The sequence below is a fragment of the Anabaena subtropica FACHB-260 genome, assembly GCF_014697105.1.
Taxonomy (GTDB): domain Bacteria; phylum Cyanobacteriota; class Cyanobacteriia; order Cyanobacteriales; family Nostocaceae; genus Trichormus; species Trichormus subtropicus.
This window is the reverse complement of the sequence record NZ_JACJRF010000009.1, coordinates 134,907-157,331: the sequence shown is the minus strand read 5'-3', so window position 1 is coordinate 157,331 and position 22,425 is coordinate 134,907. Positions and strand designations below refer to the sequence as shown.

At 41.3% G+C, this 22,425-nt stretch carries 18 protein-coding genes; 5 read left to right on the top strand and 13 right to left on the bottom strand.

The features are described from left to right. Nucleotides 1-476: 476 nt before the first annotated feature. Nucleotides 477-1,637 carry a 7,8-didemethyl-8-hydroxy-5-deazariboflavin synthase subunit CofH gene (gene cofH / locus H6G18_RS07990; RefSeq protein WP_190406556.1) on the top strand — a complete coding sequence of 387 codons (1,161 nt, stop codon included), beginning with the start codon at nt 477-479 and terminating at the stop codon, nt 1,635-1,637. Here the strand turns inward: cofH and H6G18_RS07985 are convergent. Together H6G18_RS07985 and H6G18_RS07980 are read right to left on the bottom strand one after the other, a co-directional pair. Next, a complete protein-coding gene (locus H6G18_RS07985) occupies nt 1,622-3,748 on the bottom strand; it encodes a hybrid sensor histidine kinase/response regulator (RefSeq protein WP_190406555.1) in 2,127 nt (708 codons plus the stop codon). The genes cofH and H6G18_RS07985 overlap by 16 nt on opposite strands. A 428-nt stretch (nt 3,749-4,176) precedes the next feature. Beyond that, the gene (locus tag H6G18_RS07980) at nt 4,177-5,379 is read right to left on the bottom strand and encodes a phosphoglycerate kinase (protein ID WP_190406554.1); all 1,203 of its coding nucleotides are present in this window, start codon (nt 5,377-5,379) and stop codon (nt 4,177-4,179) included. Nucleotides 5,380-5,468: 89 nt separating this feature from the next. Between H6G18_RS07980 and H6G18_RS07975 the strand changes: the two genes are divergently transcribed. Further along, the gene (locus tag H6G18_RS07975) at nt 5,469-5,876 is read left to right on the top strand and encodes a universal stress protein (RefSeq protein ID WP_190406553.1); all 408 of its coding nucleotides are present in this window, start codon (nt 5,469-5,471) and stop codon (nt 5,874-5,876) included. A gap of 108 nt (nt 5,877-5,984) precedes the next feature. Here H6G18_RS07975 and H6G18_RS07970 read toward each other — a convergent pair whose 3' ends face one another. Beyond that, nucleotides 5,985-7,706: a GAF domain-containing sensor histidine kinase gene (locus H6G18_RS07970; protein ID WP_190406552.1), complete on the bottom strand. Its 1,722-nt coding sequence runs from the start codon at nt 7,704-7,706 to the stop codon at nt 5,985-5,987. 437 nt (nt 7,707-8,143) lie between these two features. Between H6G18_RS07970 and H6G18_RS07965 the strand changes: the two genes are divergently transcribed. Next, the gene (locus H6G18_RS07965; RefSeq protein WP_190406551.1) at nt 8,144-9,070 is read left to right on the top strand and encodes a cobalamin-binding protein; all 927 of its coding nucleotides are present in this window, start codon (nt 8,144-8,146) and stop codon (nt 9,068-9,070) included. On the opposite strand, the gene H6G18_RS07960 is transcribed toward H6G18_RS07965, so the two are convergent. The 9 genes from H6G18_RS07960 to H6G18_RS07920 all read right to left on the bottom strand — a co-directional run bounded on the left by H6G18_RS07960 (nt 9,065) and on the right by H6G18_RS07920 (nt 17,603). Continuing rightward, the gene (locus H6G18_RS07960; protein ID WP_190406550.1) at nt 9,065-9,361 is read right to left on the bottom strand and encodes a protealysin inhibitor emfourin; all 297 of its coding nucleotides are present in this window, start codon (nt 9,359-9,361) and stop codon (nt 9,065-9,067) included. The two genes, H6G18_RS07965 and H6G18_RS07960, sit on opposite strands and share 6 nt — an antisense overlap. A 262-nt stretch (nt 9,362-9,623) precedes the next feature. Then, the gene (locus H6G18_RS07955; protein WP_190406549.1) at nt 9,624-10,706 is read right to left on the bottom strand and encodes a M4 family metallopeptidase; all 1,083 of its coding nucleotides are present in this window, start codon (nt 10,704-10,706) and stop codon (nt 9,624-9,626) included. Between the two features lie 400 nt (nt 10,707-11,106). Then, nucleotides 11,107-11,823: a class I SAM-dependent methyltransferase gene (locus H6G18_RS07950; RefSeq protein ID WP_190406548.1), complete on the bottom strand. Its 717-nt coding sequence runs from the start codon at nt 11,821-11,823 to the stop codon at nt 11,107-11,109. A 76-nt stretch (nt 11,824-11,899) separates the two neighbouring features. Further along, the gene (locus H6G18_RS07945) at nt 11,900-12,634 is read right to left on the bottom strand and encodes an HAD family hydrolase (protein WP_190406547.1); all 735 of its coding nucleotides are present in this window, start codon (nt 12,632-12,634) and stop codon (nt 11,900-11,902) included. 102 nt (nt 12,635-12,736) lie between these two features. Further along, on the bottom strand, nt 12,737-13,822 hold the full coding sequence (locus H6G18_RS07940; protein ID WP_190406546.1) for a 30S ribosomal protein S1: 1,086 nt from the start codon (nt 13,820-13,822) through the stop codon (nt 12,737-12,739). Between the two features lie 371 nt (nt 13,823-14,193). Then, nucleotides 14,194-14,301 carry a photosystem II reaction center protein T gene (locus H6G18_RS07935; protein ID WP_190406545.1) on the bottom strand — a complete coding sequence of 36 codons (108 nt, stop codon included), beginning with the start codon at nt 14,299-14,301 and terminating at the stop codon, nt 14,194-14,196. A 100-nt stretch (nt 14,302-14,401) separates the two neighbouring features. Beyond that, nucleotides 14,402-15,931 carry a photosystem II chlorophyll-binding protein CP47 gene (psbB, locus tag H6G18_RS07930; protein WP_190406544.1) on the bottom strand — a complete coding sequence of 510 codons (1,530 nt, stop codon included), beginning with the start codon at nt 15,929-15,931 and terminating at the stop codon, nt 14,402-14,404. A gap of 587 nt (nt 15,932-16,518) precedes the next feature. Continuing rightward, the gene (locus H6G18_RS07925; protein ID WP_190406543.1) at nt 16,519-17,211 is read right to left on the bottom strand and encodes an SDR family NAD(P)-dependent oxidoreductase; all 693 of its coding nucleotides are present in this window, start codon (nt 17,209-17,211) and stop codon (nt 16,519-16,521) included. A 65-nt stretch (nt 17,212-17,276) separates the two neighbouring features. Then, nucleotides 17,277-17,603, bottom strand: a complete 327-nt coding sequence (locus H6G18_RS07920; protein ID WP_190406542.1) for a hypothetical protein — start codon at nt 17,601-17,603, stop codon at nt 17,277-17,279. Nucleotides 17,604-17,957: 354 nt separating this feature from the next. On the opposite strand from H6G18_RS07920, the gene H6G18_RS07915 reads away from it, so the two are divergent. Both H6G18_RS07915 and H6G18_RS07910 read left to right on the top strand, forming a co-directional pair. Beyond that, nucleotides 17,958-19,616, top strand: a complete 1,659-nt coding sequence (locus tag H6G18_RS07915; protein WP_190406541.1) for an ABC transporter substrate-binding protein — start codon at nt 17,958-17,960, stop codon at nt 19,614-19,616. 176 nt (nt 19,617-19,792) lie between these two features. Next, a complete protein-coding gene (locus H6G18_RS07910) occupies nt 19,793-20,818 on the top strand; it encodes an ABC transporter permease (RefSeq protein WP_190406540.1) in 1,026 nt (341 codons plus the stop codon). Nucleotides 20,819-20,823: 5 nt separating this feature from the next. Here the strand turns inward: H6G18_RS07910 and H6G18_RS07905 are convergent, their stop codons facing one another. Next, nucleotides 20,824-22,269: a cytochrome ubiquinol oxidase subunit I gene (locus tag H6G18_RS07905; protein ID WP_190406539.1), complete on the bottom strand. Its 1,446-nt coding sequence runs from the start codon at nt 22,267-22,269 to the stop codon at nt 20,824-20,826. Nucleotides 22,270-22,425 lie beyond the last annotated feature (156 nt).

The following is a 22,425-nucleotide window of genomic DNA, read 5'->3' as shown; positions in this document are numbered from 1 at the left end:
GATTATGAAGTGTATTCAGAGGTAAGTGAAGCCATGATTTATGGTTCCTTACTTCGTCTCATGGTTAGGCGATTGTCTATTTAATATTTACTTTACGAATCAGCTCTTAGTCCGGCATCTCCACTAAAGTAAATATCATCGGGAACTCGTGATAGTAAGTATAAGGAAAAAATTATACCGGATAAGATTATCAGTAAAGATACATTAAATTTTGGTAATTTCATATTGGGAATTACAGAAAAATTACTACTAAAATTAAATTAGAAAAAATTAAATCTTTAGGTGTATTAGCGTGAATTTACTCACTTGGTAATAAAATAAGAGAGAGTGTAAGTAATATGACCCACAATACCATGCAGTAAATTACCTTGCTTAACCAAAGTATGAAAGTTATGTGATTTTTTGGTGTGATAAGGACAAAGTGGGTGCTTGGAGGTTTGTAAGTACAAATTTTGTAGGGATATTTTTAATTTCCTGTGAAGTATAAAACTGTTGATGTAATTCTTGAGCGTGCCTTGCTAGGGGATGATATCTCAATGCAAGACGGAGTAGTATTACTAACGCAAACTGACTTAGGAGCGATCGCCTCTATTCGCGCCACAGCCGATAAACTCCGCCAACTGCAAGCTGGTGATACTGTTACTTACGTAATTAACCGTAATATTAACTTTACTAACATTTGTGAGCAGCACTGTAGTTTTTGTGCATTCCGGCGAGACGATGGAGATGCTGATGCTTATTGGTTAGATTGGGCAGCCATTATGGAAAAGTCCCGTGATGCAGTGCAGAGGGGGGCGACAGAAATCTGTATGCAGGGAGGCTTGCATCCCCAAGCCCAGATAGATGGTAAATCCTTGCCTTACTATCTCAAACTAGTAGAAACTATCAAGCAGGAATATCCCCAGATTCATCTCCACGCCTTTTCACCCCAAGAGGTGCAATTTATCGCCAGATTGGATGGACTGGAATATGTCGATGTCATCTCTGCTTTGCAGAATGCCGGTGTTAATTCTTTGCCAGGAACAGCAGCTGAGGTTTTAGATGATGAAGTACGGCGCATACTCTGTCCTGAGAAGATTAATACCGCTACTTGGTTGGAAATTATTAGTACAGCGCACAAATTAGGCTTAAACACCACTAGCACCATACTATCGGGACATATTGAAACCCCAGAACAGCAAATTGGACATTTAGAAAAACTGCGATCGCTCCAACAAACAGCCGTCCATAACCAATACCCAGCCAGGATTACAGAGTTTATCGTCTTACCCTTCGTTGGTCAAGAAGCGCCTAAATCTTTACGTCGTCGTGTAGGACGCGACCAACCAATTCTAGCCGATGCCCTATTATTAGGTGCAGTAGCCAGAATTTACTTAGGTAATTGGATACCTAACCATCAACCGAGTTGGGTAAAATTGGGACTAGCCGGGGCGACAGAAGCCTTAGTTTGGGGCTGTAACGATATCGGTGGGACGTTGATGGAAGAACATATCACCACAATGGCAGGTGCTGTAGGTGGTACGTGTATGGAAGTAGAAACCTTACAAAGTGCGATCGCTTCCTTAGGCAGACCTTATCAACAACGGGATACACTCTATCACCAAGCAGATTCAGCAAAAATTTATTCGATGGACTGATTCAAGACATTGTGAATAGCGTGAGTTAAATCATAGATATTGTAAGGCTTCCCCAAAAACGCATCGACACCAGCATTAGCAGCTTCCACGAGTTGGTTATCTCTGGCAATACCGCTCATAGCCATAATCTTGACTTGTGGATTCATTTCTTGCAAAATGCGAATGGCTGTTAACCCATCCAGTGACGGCATCATCATATCCATCAAGACCAAACTAATGTTCTCTTGATGTTGGGCATATAATGCGATCGCCTCAATTCCATTACTGGCAATTAAAACTTTGTAATTGTAATCTTCTAAGGACGCCTTGGTAATTTCTAAAATTGCAGCTTCATCATCTACGACTAAAATTAACTCTCCTTTACCAACAGGTAAATTGAAGTTTTCTAATTGCTGTTTTGCTTTGTCTTCGACAGATGGCAAGAATACCTCAAATTGGCTACCTTTTCCAACTTCACTATGAACGTTAACAAAACCGCCGTGGTTTTTAACAATGCCAATCACAGTTGACAGTCCTAGCCCTGTGCCTTCACTTGATTCTTTGGTAGTGAAAAAAGGTTCAAAAATTCGTTCTAAAACTAATGGCGGAATGCCAAATCCAGTATCTGAAATAGTGATGACCACATAGGGGCCTACTTGAGCATCTAAATTCATCCTGGCAAAGTTTTCATCTACAAGTAGATTTTCTGCGGAAATAGATAAATTACCACCATCAGACATCGCATCACGAGCGTTAACACACAGATTCATCAACACCTGATGTATTTGTGTCGGGTCTGCCTTGATAGTCCAAAGCTCTTGAGTAGGTAGATGCTTACTAATTTTGATAGATTTTGGGAATGTGCTATTGAGAATTTGCTCAACTTCCAACAGCAACGGCTCTATTTGCAAAGTCACGCCTCTACCTTCATAGCCACGCGCAAAGGTTAAAATTTGTTTGACTAAATCAGCTGCGCGTTTAGAGTTATGTTCTAGAATCTTCAGTATTTGCTGATGACGTGCATCAATATGGGGAGGCTTGAGGGACAACATTTGAATAGAGGACATGATGGGTGTCAAGATGTTGTTGAGGTCATGGGCAATACCACTGGCCAGGGTTCCCAGGCTTTCCATGCGTTGAGCGCGGAGAAATTGGGCTTGCAGTTGTTTTTTTTCGGTGATGTCTGTATCAACACTCAGAATGGATTTAGGTTGCCCTAATTCATCAAACATTAGAGTCCAACGGCTTTCTACGATGATTTCTTTACCAGACTTCGTTACTTTATTTAACTCACCTTGCCATGAACCATGCTCTATGACATTTTGGTGGGCTAATTCCAGTTGTGATGAATTGTCTTTGAAAAGCTCGTCAGTGTTTTTGTCTATAACCTCATGAGCTTGCCAACCGTATAGACGCTCCGCAGCTTTATTCCAATATAAAATTTGGTGATGGAAATCTCGGACTAAAATTGCATCGGTAGCAATATCAAGTAGGGCTGCTTGTTCGCGGATTTTCTGTTCTGCCTGTTTGCGTTCCTTGAGTTCCGCCCGTACCTGCTCATACAATTCCGATTGCTGAATAGCAATACCTACTTGCGTAGCCAATTGTTGGAGTAAATCTATTTCCCAAGACTGCCACTGTCTTGATGCCCTACATTGGTTAGTAACTAAAAGTCCCCATAACTTTTCTCCCTGTAAAATGGGAACTGCCAAGTTAGCCTTGACCTGGAATTGAGCTAGTAAATCACGGTGACATTCACTCAGGTGTTCTGTATAAATATCTGCTACGGCTTGAAATCTCCCTTGTCTATATCTCTCTCCATGAGTTTCCATGAAGTAAGTATCTTCGACTTGGACATTCAACACAGCAGCCCAATCATCGCCGACAGATTCCACCACTACAAACCCACTGTAGTCTGGCTCAAAACGATAAATGAATACTCGATCTGCGTGGAGAAACTGGCGTACTTCCGCTACAGTAGTGTTCAAAACTTCATTGAGACGTAAACTCTGACGAATGCGTACTGCAATAGCCATCACCAATTGTTGCTGTTCAATTTGCTGTTGCAGTGCTTCTGGTGTTTGTTTAGAGACATTTGTTAAAGACTTTTTATCATACTCATCATCATTCATCTAACACCCCCATGAGACTCCCGCTACACCAGCACAGGTTAGCGGTGAGAAGATGTCATTATAACTATTTACTAAATCATTCCCTTTAAATACATTTTAAATAAATATTAATATCCTCAGTCTATGGGGTTATATATTTTTCAAAACTTAATGTTGATAGAAATAGTATTTAAGCAAACTCAACAAAACCTATCAGTAAACCCTTATCGGTTCCTTGATAACTGTTTATTGTTTTAAGTCCCTTATTCCAGCTATCTTTAGTTTTTAATTTTGAAGTGTTATGTTCCTCTGCCTCTTGTAGCTTTTATGTTTACTTCAGGCATTTTGGTTACATAGATTTATGATACAAAGCTAGAGGTTAGAGATTATTATTAGTAATTAATTTCTAACCTCTAGCCTCTAGTTTCTAGTACAGTCCCTAATGCCTCTTACGCTTCATCTAAAGCAGCGATACCGGGTAGGACTTTGCCTTCGAGTAACTCTAAGCTTGCGCCGCCACCGGTAGAGATGTGGCTCATTTGATCAGCCAAACCTACCTTTTCTACAGCCGCTACAGAGTCACCACCACCGATGATGGTGGTTGTGCCTGTTTTGCTAATGTCTGCTAGAGTATGAGCGATCGCTTCTGTACCCACAGCAAACTTATCAAACTCAAATACACCCATAGGCCCGTTCCAAATTACGGTTTTGGTATCTGCAAGGGCTTCTTGGAAGACTTTGACAGAATCAGGGCCAATATCCAAACCCATCCAACCATCGGGGATGTTTTCAATGCTAACGGTTTGAGAATTAGCATCAGGCGCAAAGTTATCTGCTACTACTACATCTGTAGGTAACAACAAGCTAACGCCACGTTCCTTCGCTTTAGCTTCCAAAGACTTTGCTAGTTCCAGCTTGTCTTCTTCCACCAGAGACTTACCAACATTCAAACCACGAGCTTTGTAGAAGGTGAAAATCATCCCACCACCGATGATCAGCTTGTCGCATTTCTCTAGTAGAGTTTCAATCACACCGATTTTGCTAGAAACCTTAGAACCACCGATGATGGCTGCTAAAGGACGTTGGGGATTTTCGATCGCACTTTGTAGGTATTGCAATTCCTTCTCAACCAAATATCCAGCCACAGCCGGACTGAGGAATTTAGTCACACCTTCAGTAGAAGCATGAGCGCGGTGTGCAGTACCAAAAGCATCGTTTACATAAAAATCAGCATTAGCCGCTAATTTTTTGGCAAATTCAGGATCGTTTTTCTCTTCTTCTTTATAAAAACGGACATTTTCTAACAACAGAACTTGGCCATTTTGCAAAGTAGCCACCTTAGCCGCAACTTCATCGCCAATTGAGTCATCGGTTTTGACAACTTCTTGTCCCAACAACTCAGATAGCCTCTTAGCCACCGGGGTAAGACGTAATTTCTCATCTACACCCTTGGGACGACCAAAATGGCTTGCTAAAATTACCTTAGCGCCCTTTTTCGTCAAATCTTGGATGGTTGGCAGAGCCGCACGAATGCGAGTATCGTCTGTGATGTTGCCTTGATCGTCTAAAGGCACGTTAAAGTCAACACGCACTAAAGCGCGTTTACCAGATATATCAGCCGCAGATAAACTAGCTACAGTTTTTTTAGACACAGCCAAACCCTCCTGATTGCCTTTTTGTTATTGTTTTGAAAGTAGAACCATCAAGATTTTACCGGAGTCGGGGGTGCGGAGGTGCAGAGATGTTCAAGACAGTTCTATTTCCAATCGATCAAAGCCGAGAAGCAAGGGAAGCTGCTGATGTTGTTACCAACGTTGTGCAGAAATATGGTAGTCACTTAGTACTACTGTCTGTGGTAGAGGAATCTTCCCCAGATACACCTAGCGCTGATCCAATGGTGTCTCCAGAAGCGGTTGCCAAACTGCTTAGGGATGCTCAAGCCTTATTTTCGCAGCAAGGTATTCCATCAGAAATTTTGGAAAAACAAGGCAAACCAGCCTTTACCATCTGCGATGTTGCCGATGAAATTGGTGCAGATTTAATCATCATGGGTTGCCGGGGGCTAGGTTTAACCGAGGAAGGCGCAACAGATAGCGTCACGACTCGCGTAATTAACCTTGCTCCTTGTCCGGTGTTGATTGTGCCTTAAGTTCATCATTTGGGTGCGTTACATCTTGTTAACGCACCATTTAAATCAGTGCATAATTAGCAGTTATCAGGCGTATATTAAGATTTATACTCGATTTTTTCAATACATCTATATTTCTTGGTCTGGCAGAAACAAAGTAAATTGACTCCCAATTCCCAAGGAGGATGTTACTGTCACATCACCACCATGCAACCGCGCTAGTTTACGTGTCAAAGCTAAACCTAAACCAGTACCTTCGTACTGACGATTTAAGCGACTATCTAGTTGTTTAAATGGTTCAAATAAGAGTTGGAATTGATTTGTGTCAATACCAATTCCTGTATCTGATACTGTAAATTTTATGCCTTCAGGGACTTTTTCAACTATTAAATATACTTCACCTTCTGGAGTAAATTTAATTGCATTAGTCAGCAAGTTAAGCAGCATTTGCTTAATCCGCCGCTCATCGGCTATGCAAATATTAGCTTCTGGATCAATTTCATGATTCAGTTTTAGTCCCTTGGATAGAGCGCGATCGCGTACTGTTGATAAAACATCATTACATACATCTACTACTAGCAAAGGTAAGAGTAATAATTCTTCTTTACCTGCTTCCACCTTTGATAAATCCAATATATCGTTAATCAGCGCTAGCAGATGTTCGCCACTGCTGTACATACAATTTATATATTCTTTTTGTTTTTCATTGAGAGAACCAACTATCTCTTGTTGTAATAACTGCGACAAGCCCATAATGGCATTGAGCGGTGTCCGCAGTTCATGACTCATGGTAGCTAAAAATTCACTTTTTGCTCGACTACCAGCTTCTGCTGCGGCTTGCGAAGTACGCAGTTTCATTTCAGTCTGTTTGCGCTCAGTAATGTTATCGATAATAGCTAAAAAATACTCTGGTTCACCATGAGAACCAGGAATTACAGAAACAGACAATTTAGTCCACACCAAATTACCGTCTCGATGCACAAAAGGCCGTTCGATTTCTAGTTGTGGTTTTTTGTCAATTTGCTGAGTATCTGTAAAAATATCAGTAATAAGTTGTTTATAAAGCTCTACATCTCCCCTTTGCGGGGACATATAATCTGTAAAGCGCTTGCCACATAGTTCTTCTCGCTTGTATCCCAACATTTGACACAAAGCAGGGTTAGCATCAACTATCTGGGCTTTCATATCGACAAGTCCGATACCGATGGAGGAAAGTTCAAAAATTGCTCGAAATTGATTTTCACTCTTTCTTAGGGCTTCCTGGGCGATATTACGTTCTCTGGCTTCGATGGCTAGAGATACAAAATCTGCAATTGAGCCTGCAAAATTTTCTTCCTCTGCTGTCCACTGACGCACTTCACCACAGTGTTCATGACAAACTACTCCTACTAAACGACCTCCCACCCAAATAGGAGCATCAAGCAGGGATACAACTCCAGAAACCGATAAATAACTTACAGATAATTCTTGGGTTCTTTTATCATTAATGGCATCATGTACAGCAATACTACGTTCCTCTTCCAATGTTTGGAAGTAAACTGGGTAACTAGCTTTTAATAGAGACTGACCAGAAGTATGGACTTGCTTACTGACATCATATAAATCCATACACTCAATGGCTGAACCATCTTGGTTATACAACCATAAGCTAACTCGTTCCACTAAAAGTGTCTGAGCAGCAGCTTCTGTGATTTCTTCTAACACAGCATGGAGAGGCCCTTGCTGGAAAGTTTTGCTTCTTGCCAATTGCACTAGAGTCTGATTTTGTTTGCGTCGCACGTTTTCTGTGATTCGCATACCGTCTTGCGTTGCTTGGCTTTCTGTAATATCTTTAACCTCTAGCACCTGCATGTGTCGTCCTTGGAAAGAAATCACTTTGCCTTGTAGTTCTCTAAAAACTAGAAGTATTTTTATAAATACAATTACGGCATAACGTTTTACATATCTGGAAAATCTATTTTTCTTTCAATAATTATTTGAAAATGAAATATTGAACAAGATTGTGCATCATCGGTTCCGCAATTTCATCACTCCTAACTATAATTGCCACAATAGAAGTAAGCGATCGCACTTAAGAAATAAATTTAAAGTTTTTATAACTTGAACATAATAAATTTAACATAAGTAAATTTATTACGGAGGTAGCTAGGGCAATTGAGATAAATATGTCTTGCTTTTGATTTTGTCTTGGGTTTTTGCAGGATAATCTCCCCTGAAGAAAGATACCTCAGAAGTAGAAGTCTGTAACAATTGAGTTAAGAACGCAGATGCTGTTTTAGAGGTGAGCAATGAAAAATGGTAATGTCAGAATTGTATCTCTGATCCCTAGTGCAACAGAGATTTTAGCGACCTTAGGATTGAGTGATGTTATGGTTGGGCGATCGCATGAATGCGACTATCCTCCAGAAATCCAAAATCTTCCTGTATGTACGCAGGCACGCTTAAGTAGTCATGCTCCTAGCAGCAAAATTCATCATGAAGTAAATAATTTGCTGCAATCTGCACTGAGTATTTATCAAATTAAGGTAGATGTTTTAGAACAATTACAACCAACCCATATTTTGACGCAAGACCAGTGTGATGTTTGTGCAGTTAGCCTCAAAGATGTGGAAAAAGCAGTTGCAGAACTTACACAAAGTTCTCCACAGATTATTTCTTTACAACCTAATCTACTGGAGGATGTGTGGCAGGATATTGAACGTGTATCTCATATCTTTGGTGTGGATTCAGTAAAAATACTAGATAATTTAGAAGCTCGTGTCAAAATTTGTCAGCAAAAAATCCAGGGACTTTCTTTAGAAGAAGTACCGACAGTTGCTTGCATTGAGTGGACAGAACCTCTGATGACCGCAGCAAATTGGATTCCGGAATTAGTCCATTTAGCTGGAGGACAAACATTATTTTCCGTTCCGGGTCAGCCTTCCCCACATTTGCAATGGGAAAATCTGTTAGTCAGCAATCCAGATATCATCATTTTTATGCCTTGTGGTTTTGACTTATCTCGGACTCGTCAAGAAGCTCAATTATTTACCCAAAACCCAGAATGGCAAAAACTACACGCTGCCCAGACTGGTAGAGTTTACATTACCGATGGTAATTCCTACTTCAACCGTCCAGGTCCACGGCTGGCAGATTCTCTAGAAATTTTGTCCGAAATTTTACATCCAGAAATTTTTGATTATGGTTACAAAGGTACTGCTTGGCAACCTTTATAAAGATGGTGCTTGATTAAGCCATTCAATCAGTGTCTTTAAATTACTGGATAATGCTGCTTCACTAACAATTACTGTATGCTGCTGACCATTATCTTCTATAGTCATCTGATATTGAAAGCGATCTCTCTGGCCGTAAGAGGAGATAATTTGTTGAGGTAGTTGAAATAAATCAGCTGCTGCTACCAGTTGGCATAGTTTCTCTGCTTCCTGCTGTGGGAGTTTATTTGTATCAACGTTTATTCTTTTACTAATCCCAGCAAAGCCGCCTGTGCGTTCCAAAAATACCCGCATTTAAATCAGACCGGAAGATGATATTTCACCTCCCAGTCTAACAAGAATCCTCATACCATTTTGGATTTTGAATTGAAAAGTGCTTGGTGTCTCTGGATTTTCTCCGTCCATCCCCATCATTTTTCAAATTGGTATTAATTACGAATTACTTAGCTTGCTTTGTTGGCTACGCAATACTACCGCGCTATCTACGAGACGTTTACACCTAGTGTCTCCGTTCTACGTAAGCGTCTCGTAAGTTCAGGATTCACTCGTAGCAGTATTAGGAATTAACTCCCACCTGTTTCCAAGCATTCTGTACTGCTTTATGTTCTAGACTATTGTCACCGTAGAGTTCACTAGCAACTTGTGTGGTCACATCGGCCGCTTTTTTAAAGTCAGCCTTAGCACGCAAGCGATCGCGTAAAGCAATGTACCAGATTTTACCTGCTTTTTCCCAAGCGTAGCCACCAATCTCTATGGCTGCTAGATAAAAAGCACGGTTGGGAATCCCTGAATTGATATGTACCCCGCCATTATCCGCCCAGCCATTGTACTGGTCTTTGACATGGCCTGGTTGGGGGTCTTTCCCTAAAACGGGGTCATCATAAGCTGTTCCCGGTTCTTTCATGGAACGGACACCAACACCGTTGACTTTGGGCATTAATAAACCATCACCAATGAGCCAGTCGGCTTCCTCTGCGGTCTGGTTTTTTATCCTTTGTTTTACCAAAGCACCAAAAACATCAGAAAAAGATTCATTCAAAGCCCCTGGTTCACCGTAATATATTAAACCTGCCTCATATTGAGTCACACCATGAGTTAGTTCATGGGCAATAACATCTATTGACTTGGTAAAGCGATCAAATAATTCACCGTCGCCATCACCATAAACCATTTGGTCGCCATTCCAAAAAGCATTTTCGTACTTCACCCCAAAATGGATAGTGGAGTCTAAACGTAGTCCTTTGTCGTCAATGGAATTACGTTCAAATATTTCGTAAAACAAATCATAAGTAGCACCAGCCCCATCGTAAGCTTCATTCACAGCTACATCAGTGCTAGGACTATCGCCTTCAGATCTGACTATAATTCCTGGTAATTTTTCAGTGTTTTGAGCATCGTAAACAGTACGGCTTTTTTCACCAGGAGAAGGAGCGAGAAAGATATTACCAATGGCGTTTCTCCGTCCGCGCAATTGAGCCGAAACATTCAATGTTTGAAATGCCCAATTTCTTTGCAGTGGTGTACCATTGAGAGCAATATTTTCTAATATGTGCGGTGGAATCACACAGCAAATAGGACATCTAGTATTTTGTGAATGATCACAATTGAACCTAGATGATTTCTTTTTATTTCTAGCCATCTAATCTATTCTCCTGCGGGAACTCAGCATTAAAAGCAATGTAGATGGCAATTCCCTGGTTAATGTTTTGATGAATCGTTTCTACTCTTTATTTTCCAATATGTTGATAAAAAGTAAACAGTACTTCTCAAGAGCGATCGCAGATGAAATATTATGTAAAAATACATATATTTCTAATTTCTTAATAGTTAATAAACGAATAATTAAAGTGTATTCTGTATTAACACTAGCTATCTTTTAGGCATTGTCAGATTTAGAAATATAGCAGAAAAATTAACCGCCGATATAAGAGTATGGACACAGCAAAAATTCTGCACGTCCGGGTAAAAAGAGTGCAAAATTTTTCAATACAGCCTATTCACAGAAAAAATCTACAACTCTAGCCTCTAGTCTCTAACCGTTACACATAGCCACCAAAGATAGCTAAACCATAATATTTCCAAGGTACTGCTACTGTTTTAAATCCAGCTTTTGTCAGCATTTGCAAATGAGTATCTAAAGTAGCAAGTTGGTCTTGACTAGAGTATCCTTGTGGATTTGTGTTACCAATCTTGGCGCGAACTTCCATCAGACTGGTTTCATGTTGAGTTGCCCATTCTTCTCGCGCTGCTTGGTAAATTTCTCCCAGTGCAGGTAATTCTGGTAAAATAGGGTCTGCGTTCCAAAAACAACCATCTGGCGTAAGGCTAGCAGCGATGCGCTGAAATAGCTTTGACTTCATCTCATCATGAAGATGGTGAATTGCTAGGGATGATACACAAGCATCAAATTCACTACCAACATTCAACTTATCAGAATTGATTGCCCAGTCCCCAAAGTCTGCTTGTACACCAGTCCAGCGTTGTTTATACCCAGATGCTGCCATTTTGTTTTGGGCAAATTCCAGCATTCGGGGTGAATAATCTAAGGCAATAACTTGAGCATCAGGGCATCGCTGGAGTAACTTTAGGCTAACTTCGCCTGTGCCGCAACCTAATTCTAAAATACGATGACTTGTAGAAGGCAGACAACGGGCAATAACTTCCAGCATCTCATCATAGCGAGGTAATAGCTGGCGAATCCCAGTGTCAAAGTCAGCAGTATTAGCAAATACTTCTCCAGGGAATAGCTGTGACATATTATTTTTAGGTGAAGGCGGGAGAGAGGAGGAAGTTGGTTTTAGCCTAGTTCATCTTTATCTATATAGTTTAGTGTTATTTTTCTACAATTTGAATTTCATCTAGCTGATTAATCACTACATCTGCGCCTTGGACATTATCTAATTTATTCACCCAAGTAATGCCAATACAACCGGCTGCTTTGGCGTTACGAGCCATTTGCATATCACCCACAGCATCACCTACCATTAATGTGGCTCCTGGCTCTACACCTAAAGCTTGGCAGGCTTGTAAAAATAATATGGGGTCTGGTTTACTAGGGCCGTCATCTACCCCTATTTGCCCCTTGATGTAATTACTTAATTGATGTTGTGCAATAAAGTGGTTCACTTCTAATGTTGACGCTGCTGAAACGATGCCAAGTTTTAGTCCGGCTGCTGACAGAGATTGTAATACTTCCAATGCACCTGTAAATAGAGGTGCTGGAGCTACACCAATGTATTTTTCAGCATCATCCAAAGCTTGACGTGCTATTTTCAATGATTCAAACCATCCTTTACCAGTTTCGGCAATATAGGCGGCTGTGGCTATTTCTGTTTCACGGCGACTGGCTACTGATATTAAACCGGCTGGGTCGAGAGTATTGCCATTAATGCCAAAGGCCATGAGTAAGGGTTCGCCAATTCCGGGTATTTGGGCATCTATTATTCTCGCTGCTTTTTGTCCGAGCGATCGCAAATAGGCTTCCGAATTTTCTAAAGTACCATTTTTATCAAATAAAATCGCTTGAATATCAGTAAATTTGATATTTCTACACTTAATAGTAGCCATAAAATTACACCCGTAAAAATTCAAAATAAAAAAGAGGGGTTTTCCCTCTTTTAAAAATGCTTTGTTCTTGTTAAAGACAGTTAAAGTTAAACTACAACTGTATTACTCTTCAATAGCTGCTGGAATTTCCTCAACTGCTGGAATTTCCTCAACTGCTGGAATTTCCTCAACTGCTGTAATCTCCTCAACTGCTGTAATTTCTTCTTCAACTACAGCATCTTCAGTAGCCGAGGGTATATCTTCCTCAATTAAATTTTCTGCATCTTCTGTGGGCAGAGCAATACCCTGTTGTTTAGCCAGCATTTGCTCCCTATACTTGGCTGCCATTTCTTCGGCTTTATCATAAACCAGATCACGGTTTTTGATCATGTCACCGGGTTCTGGTTCTAATTGTTTGGTAGACAGAGAAATTCTGCCTCTTTCCGCATCCAAATCAATGATCATCACTTTCACTTCATCATTGACATTGAATACGCTGTGAGGTGTATCAATATGCTCGTGAGAAATCTCTGAGATGTGCAACAAGCCGCTAACACCACCGATATCGATGAATGCACCGTAAGGTTTGATACCGCGAACTGTACCAATTACGACTTCGCCGACTTCTAGGCGGTTCATCTTGCGCTCTACTAACGCGCGACGGTGAGATAAAACGAGGCGGTTACGTTCTTCGTCTACTTCTAGGAATTTTAAAGGCAGTTCTTCGCCCACTAACTCTTCTTTGGGTTTGCGGGTGCTGATGTGAGAACCGGGAATAAAGCCCCGTAGTCCTTCAATTCTCACTAAAGCTCCCCCACGGTTGGTAGCAAATACACCGGAGCGTACTGTAGCGTCTTCTGCTTGTAATTGGCGTACACGTTCCCACGCACGCATATATTCAATCCGACGGATGGAAAGTGTTAACTGTCCATCTTCGTTTTCATCGGTGAGAATAAAAAATTCTCTTGTTTCGTTTGATTGTAAAACTTCTTCCGGGGCATCGACCCGGTTTATAGACATTTCTTGTATAGGTATATATGCTGCTGTCTTAGCACCTATGTCAATCAGAGCGCCGCGCGGTTCTATACTAAAAACTGTACCTGGTACGACATCTCCTGGGCTGAAGTGATAGTCGTACTTGTCAAGGAGGGCAGCGAAATCTTCGTGAGTAAATCCAATTTCTGTAGCGGTTAAATTCTGATTGACCATGCTGTTGTGTTCCTGGTTCTAGTCTCCGTAATGGTTATGCCATAATAGCCATGTGTATGCAACTGCCTAAATTGGTAGTGTACATTTATATCTTTGTCTAATCCTAGCGCAGAAAAGCTAGTATTCACACATATTAACTTCCAGAAAAAAGATTATATCACAAATAAATATAAAATAGTTGTTAGCAAATTAGCCGTTGCTCTAAATAAATTTTCTTTGTTTCTTTGTACCTGTGTCGTTCCCCAATTATTTAGACACGGATACACGGAGGCACAAAGTAATAAAGTAAAAACCGAAAATATCCGTTGTTTTTTTGGTAAAAACAACGGATATAAGTCTTATTTGACTTGAGAAGTTTAGTATTAGCTACCTTACTTCTCTTCCTTTCTCTCAATGCGGGGGGGTTCGCGGAATGCGATCGCAAAAAAGAGAACACCTATTGCTAGGGTCAAAATTAAAATGTAAGCTACGCTTTCCATGTTAAAAACTCCTGCTTATCCAGCAAGTAATTAAGTTATTGGTACCAGGTATTGGGTGCTGGGTAATACTTCCCCAGTCCCCAGTCCCCAGTCCCTAAAATTAAAGAGCTTCCTTCCGACGGGTTGATTTGTCACCCACTTTCTGGAATAGACCCCACTCTACTTGTTCTTCTAGATCCGCATCAACACCAGCAAATACGTCTCGGTAGATTGTCCGAGCGCCGTGCCAGAGATGACCAAAGAAGAATAAAAGAGCAAATACAGCGTGACCAAAGGTAAACCAACCTCTGGGAGATGTACGGAATACACCATCAGAGTTTAAGGTTTCCCGGTCAAATTCAAAGACTTCTCCACCTTGAGCTTTACGGGCATATTTCTTCACGTCGGCGGGGTCGGTAAATGTCTTACCATCCAAATCGCCACCGTAGAAGCTAACTGTTACGCCAGATTGCTCAAAGCTGTACTTAGATTCTGCACGACGGAAGGGGATGTCAGCCCGGACAACACCATCTGCATCGGTCAGGATTACTGGGAAGGTTTCAAAGAAGTTGGGCAGACGACGTACCGTCAATTCCCGACCTTCAGCATCTGTGAATACGGCGTGACCTTGCCAAGATTGGGCAATACCATCACCCTTAACCATTGGCCCTGTACGGAACAAACCACCTTTAGCGGGGCTGTTACCCACGTAATCATAGAATGCTAGTTTTTCGGGAATCTGTGACCAAGCTTCTGACAGGCTTGCACCCTGAGCTACGCTAGATTGTACGCGACGCTCGATTTCTTGACGGAAGTAGCCTTGATCCCATTGATAACGGGTGGGGCCAAACAGTTCAATAGGGGTGGTAGCGTTGCCGTACCACATGGTTCCAGCAACTACGAAAGCTGCGAAGAACACTGCCGCAATACTGCTAGAAAGTACGGTTTCAATGTTACCCATCCGCAGGGCTTTGTAGAGCCTTTCGGGGGGTCTAACGGTGAGGTGGAATAAACCAGCAATGATGCCCACAATACCAGCAGCAATGTGGTGAGCCACTACACCACCAGGGTTAAATGGGTTAAACCCATCCGGCCCCCATTCTGGTGCTACTGGCTGCACGCTTCCAGTGACTCCATAGGGGTCAGAAATCCACATTCCAGGGCCGAATAATCCTGTCAGGTGGAAAGCGCCAAAGCCGAAACAAAGTAAACCAGATAAGAACAGGTGAATGCCAAACATTTTTGGCAAGTCTAGAGCAGGTTCACCAGTACGAGGATCTCTAAAGAGTTCCAAATCCCAGTAAACCCAGTGCCAAACGGCAGCTAGGAACAATAGACCAGAAAGCACGATGTGAGCTGCGGCAACTCCTTCAAATGACCAGAAACCAGGGTCAACTGCTGGGCCACCAGTAACGCTCCAACCGCCCCAAGATTGGGTAACTCCTAACCGTGCCATGAAGGGTAGCACGAACATTCCTTGCCGCCACATCGGGTTGAGAACCGGATCGCTGGGGTCATAAATAGCTAGTTCGTATAGTGCCATCGAACCAGCCCAACCTGCCACCAGGGCTGTGTGCATCAAGTGTACAGAAATCAGTCGCCCTGGGTCATTCAGAACTACTGTATGTACTCGGTACCAGGGTAGTCCCATCGACTACGCTCCTCCTCGATGAGTGATGTTTACAAAACAATTTTCTTACTTAAGGTTCCAAGGTTGGAAGCCTCACCTCGGACTTCTCTGAAATTTTTTTTATTGCCAGAGTCTGATCCTTTACCACATCTGACTTTTGTTAAGCCAGATAGTGTATTTCTCGGCAATACTCAACCATTTTGGGAGTGTGTCCCTAGATGGTGGCGATCGCCAAGTAAAAATGAGAATGTTTTAAAAAGTGTAACTATATGATGGCACTGTTTGCAAGCGTTTCATTTGATGCGTTGGCGGAGCTTACCTTAGGTATCACGTCGCCTGTAGGGTTCATCTTCCCTTAAATCAGCATTACAAGTTATTCTGCGTATGTTTATAAATCTTTACAAGTAAGTAAGGGTTAATGTTTCTGTCTTCTGGCACTTGCTAATTTTATTGTCCGCTTCTAACTCCGGCTTAAGCACTTCCAGAAAATAAAATATTCAATGGGTGAGAGCAAATATTATCGTGGGATTTTTCTTCCCCTACTTCTCCTGCCTCCCCTACTTCCCCTGCTCACCAAAGCGATTGTATATTTTTTAGTTGGAAGTCCCTTAAGCACCAGTACCAAGCATGGCAGCAACATCGATTTCTTTGAGGCAGGTTTCTCTAGACAAAGACAAGATGCAATCAATTATGCTTAGTAAATCATTGAGAGGAATAGCTTTACCTCCTAAAAGCGCATTTTGTGCCAAATCCTCAAGGACTTCTGGTGTTCCGACGTTGCCAGGATTAATTACAGTTACGCTAATTTGTTGTGATCTTAGTTCCTCTCGCAGCGCATGAACTACTCCACGTAACCCAAACTTAGACGCTGAGTTTGCCACTTCTCTCGAAGGAAAGTTATCTCGTCCAGATAGCGCACCCATGAATATAATTTTTGGATTTGTAGAGCGTCGGAGTGCAGGTAAAAGAGATTTGACTAAACGAATTGGAGCAACTAAATTAACTCCGATAACTCGTGTAATATCTTCATCTGAACAATGTTCAAAGTTGTACTCAGAGGTAAAGGCTTTTGTTTCCCAAGTTCCTCCCATATACAATAAAGCATCCAGCACATCGCCACCAACTGCTTTTGCGGTTTTTTCCACACCAGACAAGGAAGATAAATCAGCGCTTACCCATTCACCAATAGGTGCTAATGTGCGAGATACAGCTAGTAATCGGTGGGACTTGAGTGCAAGGTGTGAGGCTACTGCAAGACCGATTCCACGACTAGCACCAGCGACAACAAGGGTATTGAACATTGACTAAAATTCGCTACAGTTACTCATGGAGTATACCTAGCAGTGGCTACAAACTGAGTATTGAGCTAGATTAAGACTGATTGAGTGTTCAGTAACTGACACTTAGCTTCGGCTTTCTCTAGACGTTCAATTACTTGTTCTGCCGTCATTAGTCGTTTTAGCACTACTTTACCAATAGTTTGATTAACTACATCTGGAGTGGTTGGCGTAACTTCTACAGTAATAACGGCATCTTCAATGCGATAAAGCCACATTAATTCTTGATTTTCTACTAAAGAAATATTGAGGCGTTGAATATCAGGTTGCCTCCGCCAAGCTGTTATTTGCCATAATCCCTCAGATGCCCATACTCTACCAATAGTCCATCCTTCAGAAACAAAGAAATATTTCATGGTTTAAGTTCCTTTGTAGCAAATTTTCAGTTGTTAAGTGACAACAATAAAAGCAGGTTGCAATTCGCAAGAAACCATAATTATTAACAACTTTACTCAATAGATTAAATGATAAGTCAATAATAATTGTTGCTTATTTATTAGATATCATAGTCACAGATTAAGAATGTTAATTTATGACAATTCAAATACTTTCAATTTCCAATAATTACTTTGATACTGGTTTATACCTATTTGGTAATTTAATTTTGTATACAAAATGCAACAAAGCCTAACTAAATTCTGCACAATAAAATATAAAAGCTAAGTTATATAGTATAATTGCTGACCGCTAATTTTAAAAATTGGGACGCTATGAACTGGTTTGCTTTGCCTGGGAGACAGTGGGGGCGGATGAAAAAATTCCTCTCCTTATTCTGTCTGTGTTTAGTTTTGGTTATTAGTTGCACTCCTCGCCAACAAACAACTACATCAACATCTGGTGCTACCAATAGTCCCACAGGGGATGGTCGAATTACAGTAGGAACGACACTCAAGCCACGCACTTTAGATCCGGCTGATGCTTATGAATCAGCATCTCTCGGTTTAGTGTTTAATATGAGCGATCGCCTCTATACTTATGAACCAGGTAGCACAGAAATTCAACCGCAGTTGGCTACAGCATTACCAAAAGTGAGCCAAGATGGTTTAACTTACACCATACCCTTACGTCAGGGAGTGGTTTTTCATGATGGTACTCCCTTTAACGCCAAAGCAATGGAGTTTAGTATCCGGCGTTTCATTGAAAATAAAGGTAAGCCCTCTTTCTTACTTTCTGACACCGTAGATTCAGTTAAAGCTACAGGTGATTACGAATTAACAATTCAACTGAAAAAACCCTTTGCGGCGTTTCCCTCGCTGTTAGCCTTTTCTGGGGTTTGTGCAGTTTCACCCACAGCTTATGAAATTGGTACTGGTAAATTTAAACCAGATACCTTTGTTGGGACTGGTCCTTATAAATTAGCGCAGTATGGAACAGACTCATTACGCTTTGATGTTTTTGATAAATATTGGGGAGAAAAACCCAAAAATCAAGGTGTTAATGTCCAAATTCAAACTAGTCCAGTGAATTTATTCAACGCCTTTCGTACTAGTGCAATAGATGTTGCTTACCTATCCTTACAACCAGATCAAATTAACAGCTTAGAAGCAGGTGCTAAAAAAGGAGATTGGCAATCGATAACGGCTCAAGGTAGCGTCGTTACTTTTATGGCATTGAACCGAAATCAGCAACCTTTAGATAAACTAGAGGTGAGACAAGCAATAGCATCAATTATTGACAGGCAAATTTTAAATAAAAGAGCTTTATTTGGTCAAGCTGAATCACTTTACAGCTTAATTCCGACTACTTTTAATGTGTCCCAACCAGTCTTTAAAGAAAAGTATGGTGATGCTAACTTTGATAGAGCTAAACAATTGCTAGCTGCGGCTGGCTTTTCCCAAGGAAATCCGGCAAGAGTACAGATTTGGTATCCTGCTAGTTCTGCGGCGCGGAGTTTGGCAGCCCAGACATTAAAAGCGATCGCCGAACAAAACCTGGATGGTATACTTCAAATTGAAGTCAGCCCGATAGAAGGCCCTACCTTTTATAAAGATATTTCTAGGGGTTTATATCCCGCAGCTCTAGTTGATTGGTATCCAGACTTTTTAGACCCCGACAACTATGTGCAGCCATTTTTAGCCTGTCAAAAAGGCTCAGTTGCTAAAGGATGCGAAGAAGGTGCCAGCCAAACTCAAGGTTCTTTTTACTATAGCGAAGCTGTCAACAAATTAATCGATCAGCAACGTCAAGAGCAAGATTCTACGTCTCGTCAGAAAATATTTGCAGAAATTCAAACTCAAATTGTGAATGATATACCTTACATCCCTTTATGGCAGAACACAGAATATGTATTTGCCCACAAAGGTGTAAATAATGTACAACTTGACCCCAGCAAGAATCTAGTTTATAAGTCAATAGTCAAAGGTCAATAGTTCATAGTCAGTAGTTTTCATTTCAATTAACTGGCTTTTAATTTACCTCAGAATGATAAGTAAGTAGGCGGAAAGAAATCATAATTATGATAAAGTTGCCTTTTAATTGTAAATAGGCAGTTGGAGCAGGGGAGAGGGGAGAAGAAAACTAATGACTATTGACTATTGACTAAAATATGTCTCGCTCAAAAGCTTTACAATACTACATTGTTTCTCGGTTACTTTTTGCACCCTTGCAACTGTTAACCATTATCACGATTGTATTTTTATTACTCAGAGCCACACCAGGAGATCCAGTTGATGCAATTCTGGGCGGACGTGCGCCAGAGAGTGCGAAACAGCAACTACGAGAACAACTGGGATTAAACCAGCCATTGTGGCTACAGTACCTAAATTACTTAGGAGAGTTACTGCGTTTTGACTTAGGTACATCCTTAATGAGTCGGGGACAGCACGTTTGGAACATTATTGGACAATATTTTCCGGCGACAGTAGAGTTAGCAGTATTTAGTATGGCGGTTGCTCTGATTGTCGGAATTTTCGTGGGTACGCTTTCAGCTTCTCGCCCTGGAACTTCTTTTGATCTTGGCGGACGGCTATTTGGGATTATTACCTACGCACTACCAATGTTTTGGGCAGGAATGCTATTACAGTTGATTTTTTCAGTACAGTTGGGTTGGTTTCCCAATTCCAACCGTTTTCCGCCTAATCTTCCGCCTCCCCCTAGCTTCACTGGATTATATACAGTTGATAGCTTACTGAGTGGTAACTTGACGCAGTTTTTCACCTCCTTGCATCATCTAGCTCTTCCTAGCCTCACCTTAGGAATTTTGCTGAGTGGAATTTTTGAGCGAATTGTCCGCGTCAATTTAAAGCAAACCCTCAAAGCTGATTATGTAGAAGCAGCTAGAGCTAGAGGAATTTCCGAAAATAAGATTTTAGTGTCTCATGCTTTAAAAAATGCTCTAATTCCCGTGATTACTGTTTTAGGATTAACCTTTGCTTCCCTACTAGGTGGAGCAATTTTGACCGAGGTGACATTTTCTTGGCCTGGATTAGCAAATAGGTTATATCAAGCAATTTCCGATCGCGATTATCCCACAGTCCAAGGTGTGTTGATATTTTTTGGGGCGATAGTAGTAACAGCAAGCATTTTGATTGATATTCTCAATGCTTATGTTGATCCACGTATCCGTTACTAGCTCCCCTATTGCTGCGCCTCAACAGGACGCTCATCAGGGACAAACTCACCAGGAGTAGTATCTACTGCTGGTTTTGTAATTTCTACCCCTGGTATTGGTAATTCCAGATTTGGCCCTGTGCGGATAATGCGGCTACCAAAGTACATGGCGGCGATAAATAACACAGTGTAAACTACAGCAAAGCTAGTCAGTGAAACTAAGACATTACTCGCAGGTAAGCGCGAAGCAGAATCTACTGTGCGGATTTGCCCGTAAAGCGTCCAAGGCTGTCTACCCACACAACGCACAATCCAGCCTGACTCTACAGCAATGTATCCTAAAGGTGCTGCAAATACCCAAGCCCGCATCAACCAACGCTGTTGAGTAATATTTTCGGCTGATAGTTTCCCACGTAGCCATTGCAGGGTACTAAATAACATTAAAGCTGCAAAGAAAAAGCCGATCGCAATCATCACCCGGAAAGCGTAGTAAATTAAACCTACCATGTGGGGACGGTCTTCGGGTTTCCATTCCTTTAAACCGCGCACTGGTTCAGAAAGATTTTGTTTAAATTCCAAAATGTAACCCAAAGCATTAGGAATAGTGATTTCCCAATCATTTTTTTCAGCTTTTTCATTGGGTATCGCTACCAAACTCCAATCAGCAGGCTGTCCAGCAGGTGAACTTTCCCACTGAGCCTCCATTGCTGCCAGTTTTGTGGGTTGATAGTGATAAACTTGTTCACCGCTCAAATGACCGATATATATTTGTAATGGAGCAACTGCGACAGCAGCTGCTAAAGCAATCTTCAAAGACTTGGAAAAAAAGGCTTCGTGGCGTTGTTGGAGAATGTACCAAGCGCTAATTCCCCCAATCACAAACAAAGAAGTTTCTAGTGTGGCAAAGAACATATGCAGCACACTATTGACCATAAATGGATTTAAAATTGCTTGAAAATAGTCATGTACAATGAATTTACCATTCACCAATTCCCCTCCTGCGGGAGTTTGCATCCAGGAATTGGCAGTTAAAATCCACAGTGTGGACAGGTTAGCACCGAAAGCTACCAAGATAGTAGAGAGATAGTGAATTGTGGGGTTGACTCGTTCCCAACCGAATAACATAATTCCTAAAAAAGCCGCTTCCAGCATGAACGCCCAAGAAGCTTCAAAGCCGATAACGCTACCAAAAAAATTACCCACAGCTTCTGAGAAAGGGGCCCAATTAGTCCCAAACTGAAACTCCATTGGGATACCAGTGGCTACACCAATCCCAAAATTCAACACATAGAATTTCGCCCAAAACCGCGCATGGAGGTAGTAATCTGGATTACGAGTTTTTAGCCAAACTCCTTCAACAATCACCAGATAAATTCCCATCCCTGTAGTCAGGACAGGCCAAAGCATATGAAATATAGCAGTCAGTGCAAATTGCATCCTTGATAGCACAATAGAATCGGCTAAAAATTCCACTAATTTTCTCCATTAGCTAGCCACACTCTTTAGGATAAATGCTTATTACTAAATACTGTTACCGTAAAAAAATTTTTATTCCTATAGATTTTCCAAAGATGAATAGTAAAACTCTGCGCCCCTCTGCGTTCAAAATAGTGAAGACTTTATACAAAG